The sequence below is a fragment of the Rhizobium sp. TH135 genome (genome assembly GCF_002855515.1).
Taxonomy (GTDB): Bacteria; Pseudomonadota; Alphaproteobacteria; order Rhizobiales; family Rhizobiaceae; genus Allorhizobium.
This window is the reverse complement of the sequence record NZ_PKRP01000010.1, coordinates 1-14627: the sequence shown is the minus strand read 5'-3', so window position 1 is coordinate 14627 and position 14627 is coordinate 1. Positions and strand designations below refer to the sequence as shown.

The 14627-nt window shown below is 58.8% G+C and carries 13 protein-coding genes and 1 tRNA gene; 5 read left to right on the top strand and 9 right to left on the bottom strand.

Going from position 1 to position 14627, the window contains the following annotated elements:
* Nucleotides 1-146 precede the first annotated feature (146 nt).
* The gene (locus C0V73_RS22760) at nucleotides 147-569 is read right to left on the bottom strand and encodes a hypothetical protein (RefSeq protein WP_102022309.1); all 423 of its coding nucleotides are present in this window, start codon (nucleotides 567-569) and stop codon (nucleotides 147-149) included.
* Nucleotides 570-650: 81 nt separating this feature from the next.
* Nucleotides 651-1982: a complement C1q protein gene (locus tag C0V73_RS22755; protein WP_102022308.1), complete on the bottom strand. Its 1332-nt coding sequence runs from the start codon at nucleotides 1980-1982 to the stop codon at nucleotides 651-653.
* A 248-nt stretch (nucleotides 1983-2230) separates the two neighbouring features.
* Here C0V73_RS22755 and C0V73_RS22750 point away from each other — a divergent pair, with 248 nt between their 5' ends.
* Both C0V73_RS22750 and C0V73_RS22745 read left to right on the top strand, forming a co-directional pair.
* A complete protein-coding gene (locus C0V73_RS22750; RefSeq protein ID WP_102022307.1) occupies nucleotides 2231-2563 on the top strand; it encodes a DUF3768 domain-containing protein in 333 nt (110 codons plus the stop codon).
* Between the two features lie 209 nt (nucleotides 2564-2772).
* Complete coding sequence (locus C0V73_RS22745) at nucleotides 2773-3249, top strand: hypothetical protein (protein ID WP_143708371.1); 477 nt, start codon at nucleotides 2773-2775, stop codon at nucleotides 3247-3249.
* A 73-nt stretch (nucleotides 3250-3322) separates the two neighbouring features.
* On the opposite strand, the gene C0V73_RS22740 is transcribed toward C0V73_RS22745, so the two are convergent.
* From C0V73_RS22740 to C0V73_RS22730, 3 genes are all read right to left on the bottom strand, one after another.
* Nucleotides 3323-3408, bottom strand: a tRNA-Ile gene (locus C0V73_RS22740).
* A 52-nt stretch (nucleotides 3409-3460) separates the two neighbouring features.
* Entirely contained in the window at nucleotides 3461-3859 is a 399-nt protein-coding gene (locus tag C0V73_RS22735) for a stability/partitioning determinant (protein ID WP_102022305.1), read from the bottom strand.
* A complete protein-coding gene (locus C0V73_RS22730) occupies nucleotides 3860-4549 on the bottom strand; it encodes a ParA family protein (protein ID WP_172450279.1) in 690 nt (229 codons plus the stop codon).
* A 264-nt stretch (nucleotides 4550-4813) separates the two neighbouring features.
* Here C0V73_RS22730 and C0V73_RS22725 point away from each other — a divergent pair, with 264 nt between their 5' ends.
* Nucleotides 4814-6055, top strand: a complete 1242-nt coding sequence (locus C0V73_RS22725) for a replication initiator protein A (RefSeq protein WP_102022304.1) — start codon at nucleotides 4814-4816, stop codon at nucleotides 6053-6055.
* A gap of 804 nt (nucleotides 6056-6859) precedes the next feature.
* On the opposite strand, the gene C0V73_RS22720 is transcribed toward C0V73_RS22725, so the two are convergent.
* A complete protein-coding gene (locus tag C0V73_RS22720; protein ID WP_102022303.1) occupies nucleotides 6860-9241 on the bottom strand; it encodes a M48 family metalloprotease in 2382 nt (793 codons plus the stop codon).
* Nucleotides 9242-9266: 25 nt separating this feature from the next.
* Entirely contained in the window at nucleotides 9267-10898 is a 1632-nt protein-coding gene (locus C0V73_RS22715; protein WP_102022302.1) for a type IV secretory system conjugative DNA transfer family protein, read from the bottom strand.
* 284 nt (nucleotides 10899-11182) lie between these two features.
* Here C0V73_RS22715 and mobQ point away from each other — a divergent pair, with 284 nt between their 5' ends.
* Nucleotides 11183-12283 carry a MobQ family relaxase gene (gene mobQ, locus C0V73_RS22710; protein WP_102022301.1) on the top strand — a complete coding sequence of 367 codons (1101 nt, stop codon included), beginning with the start codon at nucleotides 11183-11185 and terminating at the stop codon, nucleotides 12281-12283.
* Between the two features lie 195 nt (nucleotides 12284-12478).
* Nucleotides 12479-12847, top strand: coding sequence for a hypothetical protein (locus C0V73_RS22705; protein WP_102022300.1), 369 nt, complete (start codon nucleotides 12479-12481; stop codon nucleotides 12845-12847).
* Nucleotides 12848-12876: 29 nt separating this feature from the next.
* On the opposite strand, the gene C0V73_RS22700 is transcribed toward C0V73_RS22705, so the two are convergent.
* Both C0V73_RS22700 and C0V73_RS22695 read right to left on the bottom strand, forming a co-directional pair.
* Complete coding sequence (locus C0V73_RS22700) at nucleotides 12877-13173, bottom strand: hypothetical protein (RefSeq protein ID WP_102022299.1); 297 nt, start codon at nucleotides 13171-13173, stop codon at nucleotides 12877-12879.
* Nucleotides 13170-14069 (bottom strand): phage integrase N-terminal domain-containing protein, encoded by a 900-nt coding sequence (locus tag C0V73_RS22695; protein ID WP_102022298.1) that lies wholly within the window; start codon nucleotides 14067-14069, stop codon nucleotides 13170-13172. Before C0V73_RS22695 ends, C0V73_RS22700 begins: the two co-directional genes overlap by 4 nt.
* Nucleotides 14070-14627: the final 558 nt, after the last annotated feature.

Below are 14627 nucleotides of genomic sequence, written 5' to 3'. Positions count from 1 at the left end.
CTGACAGCCGCGACAAGACGGGCTTCCGTCCACCTCTTGCAAAACACGAGCCTTGTCGGTGGGGTTACATTCGACCTGATGAAGGCGCCCGCCAGGGGTTTTCTTCACAAGAAGGTGGAGAACCTGACGGGTAGTTGCCTCGATGTCTAATCCGCTCTGATCTGGCATTCGACGAAGCGGTCGTTCGAGGCCACCACCGTAATCCAGGCGCCGCCAGCTTTGGCAACATCTCTGTGCCCGGCGAACTGTGCGTCGAACACCCGATCTACTGCCGGGGCGGCGAAACTGGGGTCAACGCCTCCGAGATGAGCCAGCACTATCGCACAGATGGCTTTGTGGTCCTCAAGATTCCCATTCTGGTCGGCAATGACGCTGAGATTATCGTCAAACTGATGAATACGGAGGTTACCGCTGGTGCCCACATAGCCAAGGGTGGGGCTTTCAAACATCGTCTCGAATCCCGCTGCACGAAGGACCTTTCCGGCGTTCACGATGCGCTGGTTATCAAACGCGGAGGCGGGTAGTGCGATGAGGCTAAGGAAACAAAGTGCGGCGAGAATGCGGGGCATTAGATGTCCTAAGAGGTGGAGTTCCTCGCCAGTAGGCTAAACCGGGCCGCTTTACTAGCTCCTCTCTCTGCCTGTCCGAGGCTACATCCGGCATTCATAGGTCTTGCCGTTGATGCGGGCGATGGTGCCCGCCGTAGCGGCGGTGCAAACCGGTGCTGTGGTGGCGCTCATCAGCTGGATGGTGCCGGTGACTTGAATTGAGCCGGTGACCCGTAGAGACGCGCTTACATCGATCGTGCCGGCGGGAGTGGCAACCGCCGTGGTCGTACCCGAGGTAATCCGGTCGCCACTACTGCTCCCCGTAATCGCCACCCCGTTCACAGTCAGCGCTGTGGCGCTGATGTTGACGGTCGTGAGGCGACTGGTGGCGTTATCCCATGTCAGGCCGGAAGAGGCATCAAAACTACCGCTGGTATTGTATTGAATTTGACCGGTTAAACCTGCCGGGGTGGTTGCTACGACTGTCGAACTGGTACCGCCGCCGCTCGAACCTCCTGAGCCCGTGTACTCACAGAAGATTACAGCGACGTTTTTGGGTCGCGTCTCAGTCGCGGTTCTCGCTACTGACGACGCGGTGAAGGTCACCAATCGCTTGGTCACACTCGAACTACCTTGGGAAAGATTGTTCTGGGTCGCAGTAGCCGCCCCAACCGCAAAGGCGCCTGTCCCATTATCAGCGATTTGATCGCCGGACGTGGTTGTTCGAATGTCGAAAGACCCGGTTATGTTCTGTAACGCATCTTGTTGGATACCGCCGGGAACCCGTGTGCCGCTCGGATCATTCCCAGCCCCATTGTCAATACCGCGCAGAAAGCGACCGCGAGCAGCAGTGTATTCGCTCCAGCCGGTTGGGCAGGTGGTACTGGCAAACGCCGCGATGGCCCCTGTGGGAACCCCTACTCCGCCACCAGATCCAACAGTCTGCCAACTGGTCCCGTTGCACAGCTCAAGGCTGGCAGACGCGCTGTTGTAACGCAATGACCCCATCGAGCCACTGTTGCACGTGGTTACGGTTGTGGTGCTGGCAATCTGTACAACAGTGGTGGAAATAGTGGTTACACTGACTCGGTTAGAACTGAGGTTGGGGAGGTAGGTCGCCAGACTGCCAAGATATCCCCAGGTAGTTCCGGTCGTGGTCAGGCTCACGGAATCCACCGTCAGGCCCGCAGAAGCATTGATGCGGCCCGTAGGGCTGATAGTCGGAGCATAGCTCGGGCAGCCAAGGTCCCCGCGTGAGCCTTCGCCGATGCAGATACGGCTGTCCGAAATCCCCATGGTCGCTGAGACCATCGCCATTTCGCCCCAGTTGTTGGCTTGGGCGAGAGGAGTGAGGGCCGGGAATAAGGCCAGGAGCCATGCCACCGCCACACCCTTCAGGATGCGTGCAAATATGGGCTTGGAGAGCCAGGTCATGAACGCAGCCTACCCGTTTGTGGTGCAGTTGTGCACTGAAATGCCTCCATCTTCAGCACGATGGTTGCGGTTAGCTTAGGGTGGTGTGGCTTTCCGGTGATGAGCCGGAGACGATGCGGCCCACCTACGCAAAGGGGTGAGGGGCATCCATGCCCGGCCCGCACCAACCGAGTTGGGCAGGACACCCCTCCCCTCCCCCGCGTCCTTCGTGGCGCGCTCCGGCGCATCAACCAAGGAAAGCCAAAACCATGACCCAACCCAACACCGCCCGCATTGCCGAACTGAATGACGTTCTGCGCACAACCTTCCTGACAGGTCGCGTACTGATGACCGCAGGCATCCGCGCCCTCCCCGACGATCTGCAAAGCCGCATCGTCGAGGCGGTGCAGACCTTCCAGGAGTTCACGCCAGACAACGACCCCCACGGCGAGCACGACTTCGGCGCCGTCACCATCGAGGGCGAAAAGGTCTTCTGGAAAATCGACTACTACGCACCGGACATGATGCACGGCTCGGAAGACCCTTCCGACCCCAAGCAGACCCGTCGGGTGCTGACTATCATGCTGGCAGGGGAGTACTAACTCCCCTGCCCTCTCTGGTACAATCACCGCATGAAGGATGTTCTGCTTTACCTGCTGCTGGGACTGATGATTGCCGCGACCGTCGCGGCGATGGTCGCGAACGTGATACGGCTATTCGGGTGGGGTTAAGTGTCTCCTTGTTGCCACATGACGTTGCGCGAACCGCAGCCTGTCAGTCTCGCGATCGGGAGGGCGTGATATAAGGGTTCATGCGATACCTTACCCCTCTCCTTCTAGGCGCACTTTTGGTGTTGCCAACGATTGTCAGCGCGCAAGAGCGCACGGCTGGTGGTTCCCTTGAAAATCAAATGAGCTGGACGGCCCTGAAAAGCTTGGTCGAAGCTGCTGATTTAAAGGCCAAGGGAGCGACAATACTCGCCGAAGCCATTCAGACCTGCGGCAGCAAAGGAATGCTGTACGGCCCAAGCCATGAAGCTAAGGATGCGAACGGATGCGTCGCAGTTAAGGGCATGGGATGCGATTTTGCTGCAACTGGAATCTGTAGCCCGTCAAAGTGTGAGATTCGTTACCTTGACCAGCGGAATGGCCGCCTGATCAGAGCGACCGTTCCTGACACTTGGGAGGACGGAGATGTCTACTCTTGGAGGAACAAGCAGACAGAAAACAATTTCATAGGGGCTCAATGTAGAGATGGAAAGATAATCCGGTTCGGTACTGGCACATAAAAGACTCAGTTTTTGCATCTTGAGCCATAGATCAGAAGAAGCCCGCTCTACGGTTATCCGGAGCGGGCTTCTTCAATAGGGTGAGGGATTCGAACCCTCGGAACCTTTCGGTTCGTCCGCTTATCAGACGGCTGCCTTCGACCACTCAGCCAACCCTCCAGTCGGCGCTTTCGCACCGGGACCTTATTTATTGCGCCAAGTGCGCGCGTTTTCAACCTCTACCTTTTCGCGCTCTGTTTTCCTGGCTCAATAACTCGACTGCTTTCTCAAAGGCCTCACCCAGCACCCAGCCATTAGCATCAGCAATGGCGTAGAACTGTTCAATCGTCTCCGGGCGACACTTGAGGTTGAGCTGGGCCGAGCGGCCAGTGCGACGGCGGCGCGTGGCCTTGGCGGGCGTCGGGGCTGGTAGCGCCACAGCGACCGGCGCCTTAGCTTCGCGGCTCTTGAATTGAGCTTTGGCGGCTGCCTCCTCCACCTTCTGCTTGTCGGGGCGAACGACCGTCTTCGGCTGGAAGCCGCTCAGGTCTACCGGGTCCTTCTTCGGCGGTGTAGGTGGCGCGATGACTTCTTCATCGTCATCGAACCCAAGGCTGGGGCGGTTGTTCATTTACGCCGCCCTCCCCTGCTGGGCCTGTACCGCCTTGAGCTTGGCGACTACTTCGGCAGTGAATTCCATGGCGTTCTGGACCGCCTTGTCGAGGTTGCTGACCGCTTTGGGGTCGAGGTTCGACAGCAAGCCCCCGAAGTCCAGCAGGTCGCGGTAGGCGGCGCGTTCGACGATCGAGCTGTTCATGACCTCGATACCCGCCGCATCGAGCTGGTCGCGGACGTTCTTGAGCGAACGAGACGCGACAGCCGCACTCACGCGGGTCAGCAGGACGGCATAGGGGATCTCGCGCTTGGCCAGTCGCGCCTGGTTGCGGATGAGCTTGATGGTCTTCGATGCGCCCTTGGCGTCCATGGAGGCACCCTGAGTCGGGATGACGACCAGATCGGACATGCCGATGGCGTTGGCAACCATGAGGCTGGCAGTGCCTTCGAGATCGATAATCACAAACTGGTTCTCGGTTGAGGCGTCTTCGACGACATCAACGATCGAGTCTTCGGTCACATCGCTGATGATAGTGATGTTGGCGGGCTTGCCCGGTAAGGAGCCCCACTGCGAAATCCAGCGCTCGGGGTCCGCATCGACGATGGCGACACTGGCGCCACGCGCGGCGAGTTCGCCCGCGAGCAGCAGGGCGGACGTGGTCTTACCGGCGCCACCCTTCGGGTTGGCAAATGAAATCACGGGCATCGTGTGTCTCCTAAATTCGTTGCTCCACCCTACCGCCCAAAAGCTAACAGATAGCTACCAGCTATCCAATGGTATCGGGTAGCTATCGGCTACCATATGGTACCAAATAAGCACACTGGTACCAAGTAGCTATCAGCTACTAAATAGCTACCATTTAGTAGCTTATTGGTATCACCTTCACTAAACCGCCTGAAAATCCGGGGGAAATGGGTGGAAATGCGGCATTGCGGTTGGCAGGAATCGCGGGGCGGGGTAGGGTGCAGCATGGCCGTGAAAAAACTCCACCTCAAGACCCGCGAAGCGTTTGCAGACCTGTCGCTGCATGAAAAGAACGCCTACCTCCAGGAGGTGGCGGATCAGATTGCCGACACCCGTGGCGACGCGCGGATCGAACTCGACAAGGACGCGCTATCCCGGCTCCGGCGCTATTACAGCCGCCGCAGCATGGCGGACCTGCGTCTTGAGGAGATGGGCGGCCCCATGGCGGTGAGCTTTCGCAACATTGCCGAGGCCATCCGTTCGGACGAGGTCCAGAAACTGGTGGGCCACGAGATTCCGACCGCGCGCAGCACACGACGGGTCCTGTCGAACTCGCGTCCGGCGCCGATCGATGACGCCCAGCTGATGTTCTTCGTGCCGTCGGTTCACGACGCGCCGCTGAAGGATGACTTCAACCTGATGGACATCGCACCGTTCTCGCTGTCGAAGTCGGGAGGGCAGGGGGTTATCCGCTACGAGCTGAAGGACTCCATCATCACGATCGAGGGCGGCGCCGAGGTCGGTATCGCCACGGCGTATGACTACGACATCGTCATCAACATGATCTCGCATCTTGCCGAGGCGACCCGCCGTTTCCGCATCGAGGATGCCAAGGGGTTAAAGCCGAGCATCCCGCCGCAAGTCTATCGCCCGGCGGCTGCCGAGATCCTGAAGTTCTGCCGCCGCGAGTTAGGCGGCAAGCAGTACGAGGATCTGGAGCGCGCGCTCGCGCGTCTTCAGGCAACCCATATCCGCATCACCAACCTCAAGGGCGGGGAAGGGCGCCGCGACCGCCGCGAAACTGAATCCTTCCCGCTGATTGGGCGCTACAAGGTGGTGAGCCGCACCAACCAGGATCGCATCGACCAGGTGGAAATCGAGATTCCCGGCTGGATCTACGACGGCGTGGTGCGCCCGGACGGCAAGCCCACCATCCTGACCCTGAACCCTGACTACTTCCTGCTGTCCCGGCCGTTGGCACGCTTCATCTACCGCCTCGCCCGCAAGGCAGCAGGGGAGGGGGAAGCGTTTTATTCCGTCACAGAGCTGAAAAAGCGCAGCGCGTCGATGCTGCCTATGCGCAAGTTCCGCAAGGCCATTCAGGAGATCGTCGAGAACGCCCAGGTGCTGCCGCTGCCAGACTACGACCTAGAGCTGGAGGATCGGGGCCACGACCTCATCCTGATCATGCGCAACCGGGCCAAGCGTCTTCCGGCGCCTGAGGCTGTCAAAGCCGTCTCCGCCTGATTTTGTCAAAAGACCGTACTTCACTCCGCCCTATTTTGACAAAAATAGCGCACCCCCTCGATTCGGGCGTTTTGTCAAATCACCGTACTTCGTTCCGCCTATTTTTGACAAAAATGGCTTCCCGCCTTGGAATCCGAGGGTTGCAGGGGCGCCTGTGGATAAACTGGGGATATGTCATCCCCAACCGTACTTCGGTCCGCGAAAACCGTACTTCGTTCTGTCAACGCCGTACATCATTCCGTCTTTGCCGTACTTCGTTCCGTCAAAACCGTACTTCGGTCCGAAATCGGCTTGTAAACCCTTGTGTCTAAAGGGTTTTTCGTGCCTAAAACTATAAATAAAACTATATAAAACTAGCAAAACTGATTTAAAACGCTGGCGCTGACATTTTTTCAAATTGGTTTTTGGATTTTTGTCGAGATCCGTTTTTCACCGACGACAAAATTTGCTGAGAGAAAATTACAGGGTGGCCCTAAAAGTGGTGAATGCCACCACCCAACGGCAGTAGCTTTACGGTCATAGCCGTCTAACGTCGCCAAAGGGTGGAGGTGTCACATCTGTCACCATCACAGCAGGCACTAGGAGGGCTTTGCGAGCGTTTTCGCTTGAAGGTCGTGGTGCTGGCAAGGATCGGCCACCGCGCCCCTCCTAGTCCTTTCAGAAAGGCTCTCGGGAGTGTGGAGGCATGCAGCCGTCCCATTTTTCCAAACGAAACCGACTAGGGTCCGCTGGGAGGAAAAAACCGAAATATCATCGATCCAGAAGGGTCTGGCACCCATAGCCACAAGGCGACGGCCTCTCGGATCAGGGATTGCCGTTTGTGCAGACCCCCGGCACCGTAATCATGCAGCGCTTGTTGAACTGGTTGTAGCAGTCACGCAAAGCGTTATCTTCAGCATCTGTCCCACTTTGTCCGAACGAGAATTGCCAGCTGGACGTACGATTGCCTGGGGAAACCCTTGCCACAGCAATGCAGGCATTTGAAAAGCTCCTTTTGACCTCACAGGACTTGTCCCGCGAAAACTGAAGGCAGCCCACCATAGCAGCGCTCCGTGCCTCGGCCTCGGAGGCCAGGCTTCGTTCAGTCAGAAACACGATGCCGTCACGCGAAGCTGCTATGGCTCCAAAACGGCCAGCTCCGTTCCCGGCCCTTTCCTGCAAGAGGTTCACCGTAGCCTTGTACGTGGCAAGATCACGTTCCAGCGCCGTGACCTTTGCTTGCTGTTGACCCACTTGTGCTGTCAGCTCCTCGTTCCGACGACGAAGCAAGTTTTCAGTCGAGTTGGACCCTGAAGCGGAAGGATCTGGGCGCAGAGGTGCGGCCGCCACCGCTGACAGCTGACGGCGCAACGAAATGACGAGGTTTTCCTGCCGGGAAATTTCCGCTTTCAGAGTGGCAATCGTGTTCGAGTTGGCTTCGCTCGACGCCTGACCTCCCGCCAACCTCATGTTTTCGCGCATAACGCGCGAAAGTTCTGCACGGGCATCATTCGCACTTAACCGAGCCTGCTGAAGATCACTGCGCATACGCTCCAGGCTGCCGTTGAGCGCGTCGATCTGAGTTTGTCGATTGCGGATTTCTCGGTCCTTTTCCGCCAGCTGTTCGTCGTACGTGCTGAGCGAAGCCATAGCCGCATCCGGCAAGCCAGCAAGTGAGGTTCCCACCGCTTCATAGGTCGCTGACGCAGACGCTTTCAGGGCGGTCGCTCGCTCATCGATGTTGTAATAATCGTAGATGGCAGGCGCCACGAGCGCCAGGATTCCCACGCTGACAGCTGCCAGGACGGCCGCCCGGAGATTGAAACGCGGGGATGGCAATTTGCCCATCAGGCCCGACGCAGATGCCCAAGCAGCCTGACTGCGATCCGCGAATGCGAAAGACGTGGACGCACTTGCCAGACCCGTCTTCGCAGTATCGAGTGCGGAACCGAGTTTCATAGCGGCAGTGCCCGCCAGGGCATCCACTTTGGAATGGAGGATTGCCTCTGGTGCCGTATCAGCTTCCGGTCGGTCCTTTAGAGCCTGCAAGGCCTTGATGCGTTTCTCCACATGGGGATGGGTCGAGAACCATGCGCCAAGGCGGCTGCCTCGGAACATCAGGTAGCCATACTGAGATTCCAGTTTAGTCGGCTGTGACGGCAACCCGTGTAGTCGTTCGAGTGCACCTATCATGGCAGCCGGGGAGGCGATACGGGCTCCTACGGCGTCGGCATGGAACTCGCGGGCGCGAGAAATACCCTTCACCACCAGCTCCGACCCGACGAAGACGGTTTGACGAAGGGCAACACCTGCTGCCCTGCCCAGCATCGCGTCTGAACGGTTGCGGGAGAGGGCACTGACGAGAATGACCGTTGTCGCGGTGATCACGTTCCCCAGCATGCGCTGAAAGCCTTCGGCGAACTGCATGCGGTTCATGTCGTTGTGGTAGATGTGCCCCAGCTCGTGACCGATAACGGCGTCCAGTTCCTCATCCGTGATGATATCCATCAGGGGCTGACCGAGAACCACCGTTGAGTTGTTCGGGGTGCCCATCGCGAATGCATTCATCACGTTCACGACCCCGACTGCTGGTGCTTCGGGAAGGCCGAGGGTCTCAGCATGTCGTGCCACCCGCTGAGACAGGGGATGATCCTTCGGCAGGTAGTTGATGCCAAACAGCCCGCCCATGGAGGCCTTAGCGCCAGCGACAAACCGACCGCCGAACAGCAAACCGAGAAGCGACAAGAGCAGTCCTACGAGGACCGGTATGCTGCTGCCGTTGAGGAGATATCCCAAGAAGTATTCCGGCCTACCCCCGGCCTCAATCAGCCAGCCAATCACGCAACAGGTTAGGACAACGATGAGACTTAAAAGCAATGGGGTCGAAAGCCAGCTCCCCGCTCGTCGTTGCTCAGTCTTAACCTCCTCCGGATCTTTCCCGATTAGTCGGACCATCCTCCACAGAAGCACGAGCTGTGCCAGCATAAGTGACAAAGACAAGAGTGTACCAAACGGAAGGAGAAGGCCTTCAAGGAAATAGTACAAGCTGATCTGCAACTGGTTATTGAACGGATGCAGGTATGAAACAAGGGGGCCGGGAAACCAGATAAGCGAAGCGAGCCCCCACCTTAAAAGGCAGATCAGCGCATATCGAACAACAGCTGTACGCAAAGAAAGCGGTCGGAAAAAGTCGGTAAAGCTGACCATGAACAGGCTCACGTGATGGATGGCTTCAACGGACCGGAAGTCCGGCGCGGGTTTTGCAGGTCTGGCCAATGAACCAGGGCACCAGACGAACCTTTATGGGATGTGGAATCTGGCTGATCGAGAGAATTCCCGCGCGGGTCTGGTCCGGGTTCGTCGCACTCAGCAGGCTGACAACCTCTGTGTGGGTCAGTAGCGGACGATGCGAGAAATTGACATCGGCATTGATGGAATGGCCGCGTGTCGTGGACTTCTCGAAGATATCCGTCCCTGTCGTCGAACCGCTCGCAGAGATTCCCCCAGACAGGTGGGCCACGGTAGTATCCCCGAGGATGTACTCCGACACCAGCCGACCAGTGAAGGCATCGTTGGTGCCGAAGAACATTTTGACGGCGGAATTCAGGAAGGTCTTCCAGGACGAGGGGTAGTGTTCCTCCAGCGTCGAAAGATCTTGCAGGAAGAACCAAAGGCGCACCCCTGCTCCCGCATGAGTGCGGATCGCATCCCGAAACTGCGGGAACGGTCCGAGAGACAGAAACTCGTCGAGGACGAACAGGACCGGGATATCTGGCTGGCGTTCGTTGCGGAGCATTGCATCGAGCGCCGAGGCTAAAACGACTTTCAAGAAGGAGCCGTAGGCATCCATCTTGTCGAAGGGTACGCTGATGTACACCGTTGTCGTCTGGTCTTTCAGCGTCTTAAAGTCCAGTCCTTCGCGGGTGGCGTCCGTGACGCCGGGATCGTCCCACACCGCCAGTTCGGAGTTGAACGTGTCGCGCAGTGTAGCCAGCGCCTCGCGCCGTTTTCCCAATAGTGTGGTCGCAGGGTTCGCAATCGCAGGAATACCTGAGCCTGCCATATCTTCGGCTATTTGGGTTAGACCGTGCTCTGGTCCTGCCGTAATATTGCGGATCTCCTCCATTGTCCTCCGATGCGGCGGCGCGAACTTGACCACATACATGATGAGCGCAGTAAGGAAGGCTATGGCGTCGTTGCGGAAGAAGTTTTGCGCCTTCGGGTCGGGCGGCATTAGCAAGCTGGCCAGCGCGCGGGCGTCAGAGAATGACTCGATGGTCGCGAGCGGGTTGAAGCCGTCGGTGTCACGGCCGAAGGGCGCGATACGGTAGACGGGTCCCAGAGTGCGCCGCCAGCCTGCAGTGTCGCGGTAGAGCTCACCTTTGGGATCGAGGACCACGCATGAGCCGCGATAACGCAGCAGGTTGGGCACGATCGTGGTGGTGGACTTTCCCGAGCGAGTAGGCGCTACGGTAATGAGATGGCCCTCGCCATCCCAGTGGATCTGCCCGGCGAGCCGGTCATTCAGTTCTGGGTCCGGGAACGTCCCGAGCAGAATGGAGGATGGCGTGTCGAATGCCGTCACGGGCTTGAGCACGCCCGCCTGATTGACATCGGTGGCGGTGGCCCATCTTGCTGAACCGTGAATATCCGGCGGGTTTTCCAGAGCTTCGCGGAGACGGTCCCGTTCGCGCGCAGCTTCCTCTTCCATCTTCTTGCGGGCGCGATGTCCGTTGATGGTTTTGGTAATCTCGGTTCCGATTTTCCAGCCGGTGGAAATCCCGTCCAGCGTGTTGCCGGTGGATTTTGTGCCGAACAGATCGACGCCTTTCAGCGGGTCGAACCCCTTTAGCCAGTCTGACACCCATAAGCCCCCTTCGCCGATCCAGTGCCCGCATTGGTAGCAGCGCTGATTCGGAAAAATCAAGTATTTCAGGTAGGCGGGTAAGCCGCTCTAACAGCGCACTTACGCATCGCCGAACGCGTACGCATTGGACGAAGTGGCGATGCGGGTGCTCGGTTTTCTGACCGGCGCGGGACGCGACCGGAGAAAACCGGCACGTGCGCCAGGGGCAAGCCCCTTGGGACCCCTCCGTGCGCCCTTGACTGCTGGATGCCATTCGCGAAAGTGGCGGTGAGGGTAGGGTGATGGCGATTTTCCATCTGCACGTGAAAAACATTAGTCGTGGTGACGGTCGCTCTGCGGTCGCTGCGGCCGCGTACCGGGCAGGGGAGACCCTGCCGAATGCCGTCGAGGAGCGTGACAGTGCCTTCGGCGGCCGCCGCGATGTGTTGCACGCGGAGATCTTGTGTCCCAAAGGAGCGGCGCCGTGGATGGCAGATCGGGCTGCCCTATGGAACGCCGTCGAGGCCTCCGAGCGGCGAAAAGACGCCCGGTTGGCCAAAGAGATCGAGGCCGCGCTACCACGCGAGCTTCCGCCTGCTGCCTGGTTGAAACTGTGCCACACGTTTGCGGCGCATTACGCCAAGCACGGTTTCGTGGCGGACTTTGCCATCCATGATGATGGAAGCGGGCATAACCCTCATGTTCATGTCCTGCTGACCACCCGGGTGGTGGCAGCTGAGGGCTTTGGTGGCAAGATCCGGTCCGCCGATGGGCGGCAATTCGTGGAGGAGGCCCGGGTCTTGTGGGCGAAGCTCGTCAACGAAGCGCTGGAAGGTGCTGGGTTGGGGATTTCGGTAGATCCCCGCAGCCATGCGGCCGCAGGAATTGAACGGGAACCGACGCAACATCGCGGACCAGACCCCGTCGAGCGTCAGGCAAGGAGAGAGAAAATGGCACTTTCACGTTTATTGCCCCGGAGGGTGCTTCCGGAAGCGGAGGGTACCCGAACCCTTCAGGAATGGCCTGGCAGTCAGTTTTCTCGCGTGTCATCTGAGGATGATCGGTTACCAGTACCCGGGCCGGACGGATCGCTCATTAGCCAAGGGCAGCTTGCTGATGCACAAGATCGAATGCTGGCTGAGCTTGAACGACCTATTCGACTTGGCCCAAACTCACCGGGTCGAAGATGGGAAGCTGACGAACGCCAAAGTGAAAACGCTAAACCGCATTCCCCCGTGATGGCGCGCCGCTGGGCAGACGAAGCATCTCGCAGTGTGGCGGACAGCCCAACGCCCCCCGCTCCAGCTCGGCGCTGGGCTTCGGAAACTGAGCCTGTACGTGCAGATGAGCGAGATCGCCAACATGACGATAGACACCATGAACGTGATCGCTACCAACGCTAGGAGCGTTCGCGCGGATATTTGGAGGGGAGTAGGCGGCTCAAGCTACGACGCTCACCAGGTGCTGGTTGTTTCGCAACGAGCTTGAATATGCCAAGTCTGTAGCCGAGATGACGTATCCGTATGCGGATGTATGAATTTCGGTCAAATAATTTAAACATACTTTAGGGTAGTCTAAAGTAAGCCTGGGGGCAAGCAGTGATTGATTTCGACGAGGATCAAAAGCTCGCGCGAAAACTTCAGCAGATACACAATGAGATGGACCGTCTGGAGGCTCTGGATGAGGTGTTGATGAAGAAGGCGTATCGTGATCCGGACGCGGCGCAAGACCTCATGATGGCTTACCGGGATGAGAATGGGGATGATGGACTTTTTGCCGCGCTCCGCGCCAATCCTGACTTCTTTGGAGCATATCCGGAGGAAAAGGCGCGCTTTGATGATGCTTATATGGCGCGCAAGGAGTTACCAGTAGTGTATGCCCAATATAGGCGGTTGAGGGACGAGGCGGATGTGATCCAGGCGCAGCGGAATCGTTTTGAACGAGAGAGAGACGAGCCTAGACGGTGAGTTGGCGGCCTTTTAGCAAATGATATAGCCTACCAGCTGACAATCAGCGCCTGATACGATGTGTTGTCCGGCTGAAGCCGGACTTCCCACTCGATCTTGAAGCCCTCTTTTTGAAGCTGGGTGACAGTCGCTTTCACCGTCTCTGTTTTAGTGAGATCCAAGGGTTTGATCGGAGCGATGACCGCGCGGCTGTAGCCTTGCTTTGCCGCCTCGGAAATAGCCTCCTTAACCAGGTTGAGCGTCATCAGCTTCTCCGCTTCGCGCTCACGCGCCTGCCGGGTCATCTCCTGAACCCTTTCGAGGATGGTGCTGGTGGTCTTACTCACACCGCGTGCTCTTTCTTGGCGGCAGGTGCGAAGCGACGTCCCAGATAAGTGTCTGTTACGTCGAGGCGGCCGTGGCCCAACTCGTGCGAGATCTCAAAGCGGGCCGCACAGTCACGTGCGGCTTGCGCCGAAGTCATAGCGTCCACGGTTGGACCTCCCGCCGCCGGGCAGGACCAGCCGGTGAGGACCTTGTAGCGCCATTGGGCATAGGCGTGCCGGTAGCCGTGGGCATTGCTGATGCCTGCCTTGATGATCTGGTTTTCGTAAGATTTGAGCGCCTGGTGGTAGTTGCGGCCGGTCCCAATTAAGGAGCCGTCGCCGACCACGGCGCGGACTTCGTCAAGGAGGGCGCGCTGCTTTTCGTGGGTGATAGGGATCTCGCGATAGCGCCCGCCCTTGCACCAGCTCGCCTTGAGGGCGATACGGTCGCCCCGGTCAGCAAGGACCGGGCGCAGCTTCAGCGCCTCCTCACGGCGGAGGCCGAACGCTGCCTCGAGCTTCAGCGCGAGCTGCACGCGGGGGTCCCGCACGCGCTCGAGCGCCGCACTCTCGAGGCGCTTGGCCTTGTTGCCGGAAAATCGGCCACGTTCCGCGAGGCCGTAGGTGTCATTCGTTTTCGGCAAAAGCCCGGGCTTGCCCACCTGATACGCCCACCAGCGCAGCCAGGTGAGGCGGTTGCGGATGGTCTGGTCGGAAAGCCCACCCGTTTTCCAGTGGGCGACCAGTGCGGTGACATGCTTGCCTTTCAGGCTTGCTGCGCCGGGCAGGCGGTAGCCCATGTTCTTCAAATCGGTGGCCATGGCCATCAAGCCCCGCTGCCTCAGCGCACGGGTGCCAAAACTTCCCTCACCCGAGCGGGTGCAGAGGGTTTTCAGGCTAAAGCTCAAATCGTCCATGGTCGTGTCTATCGGTAAGTTTTAATGACCTACATGAGTGCCGCGTGCGGCATCACATGCGCTTGCCAGAGGCAAGCAAAAGGCCGGATACTCCCTGTTGTTGTCTCCGTTTCTACGGTCTCGTAGTCTCCTTGTGGTTACGCCCGATCGCGGGCCGTGGTGTCGTGCGGTTCTGCATCGTGCGTTCCTTTCCTTGGGTGTCTCGTTGGACTCCCCCGTGGCGTGCCCGTAGGGCCGTACAAGTGGGCGGGGGTTTGGCGTGGTGCGTCCTTGGACGCGTCGGTTGAATAGGCATGTCAGGTTCTCCTTTCCGGGATAAAGGGGCAGCTTGGCCCGTGGGTTGTTGCAAAGATGGCTCGGTGTCAGCGCTGGCAAGGTTCGAGCAAACCTCGCCAGTCCCTTATGCTGCTGTCCTTTATCCGTTCCTGACGCGTGGCCGGTGTGCTGCCCCAAACAGTCCCGGTCATGTTGGGTACGCCCTGTCACTACCGTGCCGCCACGGTAGTGACAGGGCTGTCTTCGGCGCCCAGATGTCGCCGGCACCACACCTGCCGGCGA

Excerpts from the sequence above, each read along its gene's own strand:
- C0V73_RS22750 (WP_102022307.1), top strand. The coding sequence starts at position 2,231 with ATGACCCAACCCAACACCGCCCGCATTGCCGAACTGAATGACGTTCTG.
- C0V73_RS22755 (WP_102022308.1), bottom strand. The coding sequence starts at position 1,982 with ATGACCTGGCTCTCCAAGCCCATATTTGCACGCATCCTGAAGGGTGTG.
- C0V73_RS22760 (WP_102022309.1), bottom strand. The coding sequence starts at position 569 with ATGCCCCGCATTCTCGCCGCACTTTGTTTCCTTAGCCTCATCGCACTA.
- C0V73_RS22695 (WP_102022298.1), bottom strand. The coding sequence starts at position 14,069 with ATGGACGATTTGAGCTTTAGCCTGAAAACCCTCTGCACCCGCTCGGGT.
- C0V73_RS22720 (WP_102022303.1), bottom strand. The coding sequence starts at position 9,241 with ATGGTCAGCTTTACCGACTTTTTCCGACCGCTTTCTTTGCGTACAGCT.
- C0V73_RS22725 (WP_102022304.1), top strand. The coding sequence starts at position 4,814 with ATGGCCGTGAAAAAACTCCACCTCAAGACCCGCGAAGCGTTTGCAGAC.
- C0V73_RS22730 (WP_172450279.1), bottom strand. The coding sequence starts at position 4,549 with ATGCCCGTGATTTCATTTGCCAACCCGAAGGGTGGCGCCGGTAAGACC.
- mobQ (WP_102022301.1), top strand. The coding sequence starts at position 11,183 with ATGGCGATTTTCCATCTGCACGTGAAAAACATTAGTCGTGGTGACGGT.
- C0V73_RS22745 (WP_143708371.1), top strand. The coding sequence starts at position 2,773 with ATGCGATACCTTACCCCTCTCCTTCTAGGCGCACTTTTGGTGTTGCCA.
- C0V73_RS22735 (WP_102022305.1), bottom strand. The coding sequence starts at position 3,859 with ATGAACAACCGCCCCAGCCTTGGGTTCGATGACGATGAAGAAGTCATC.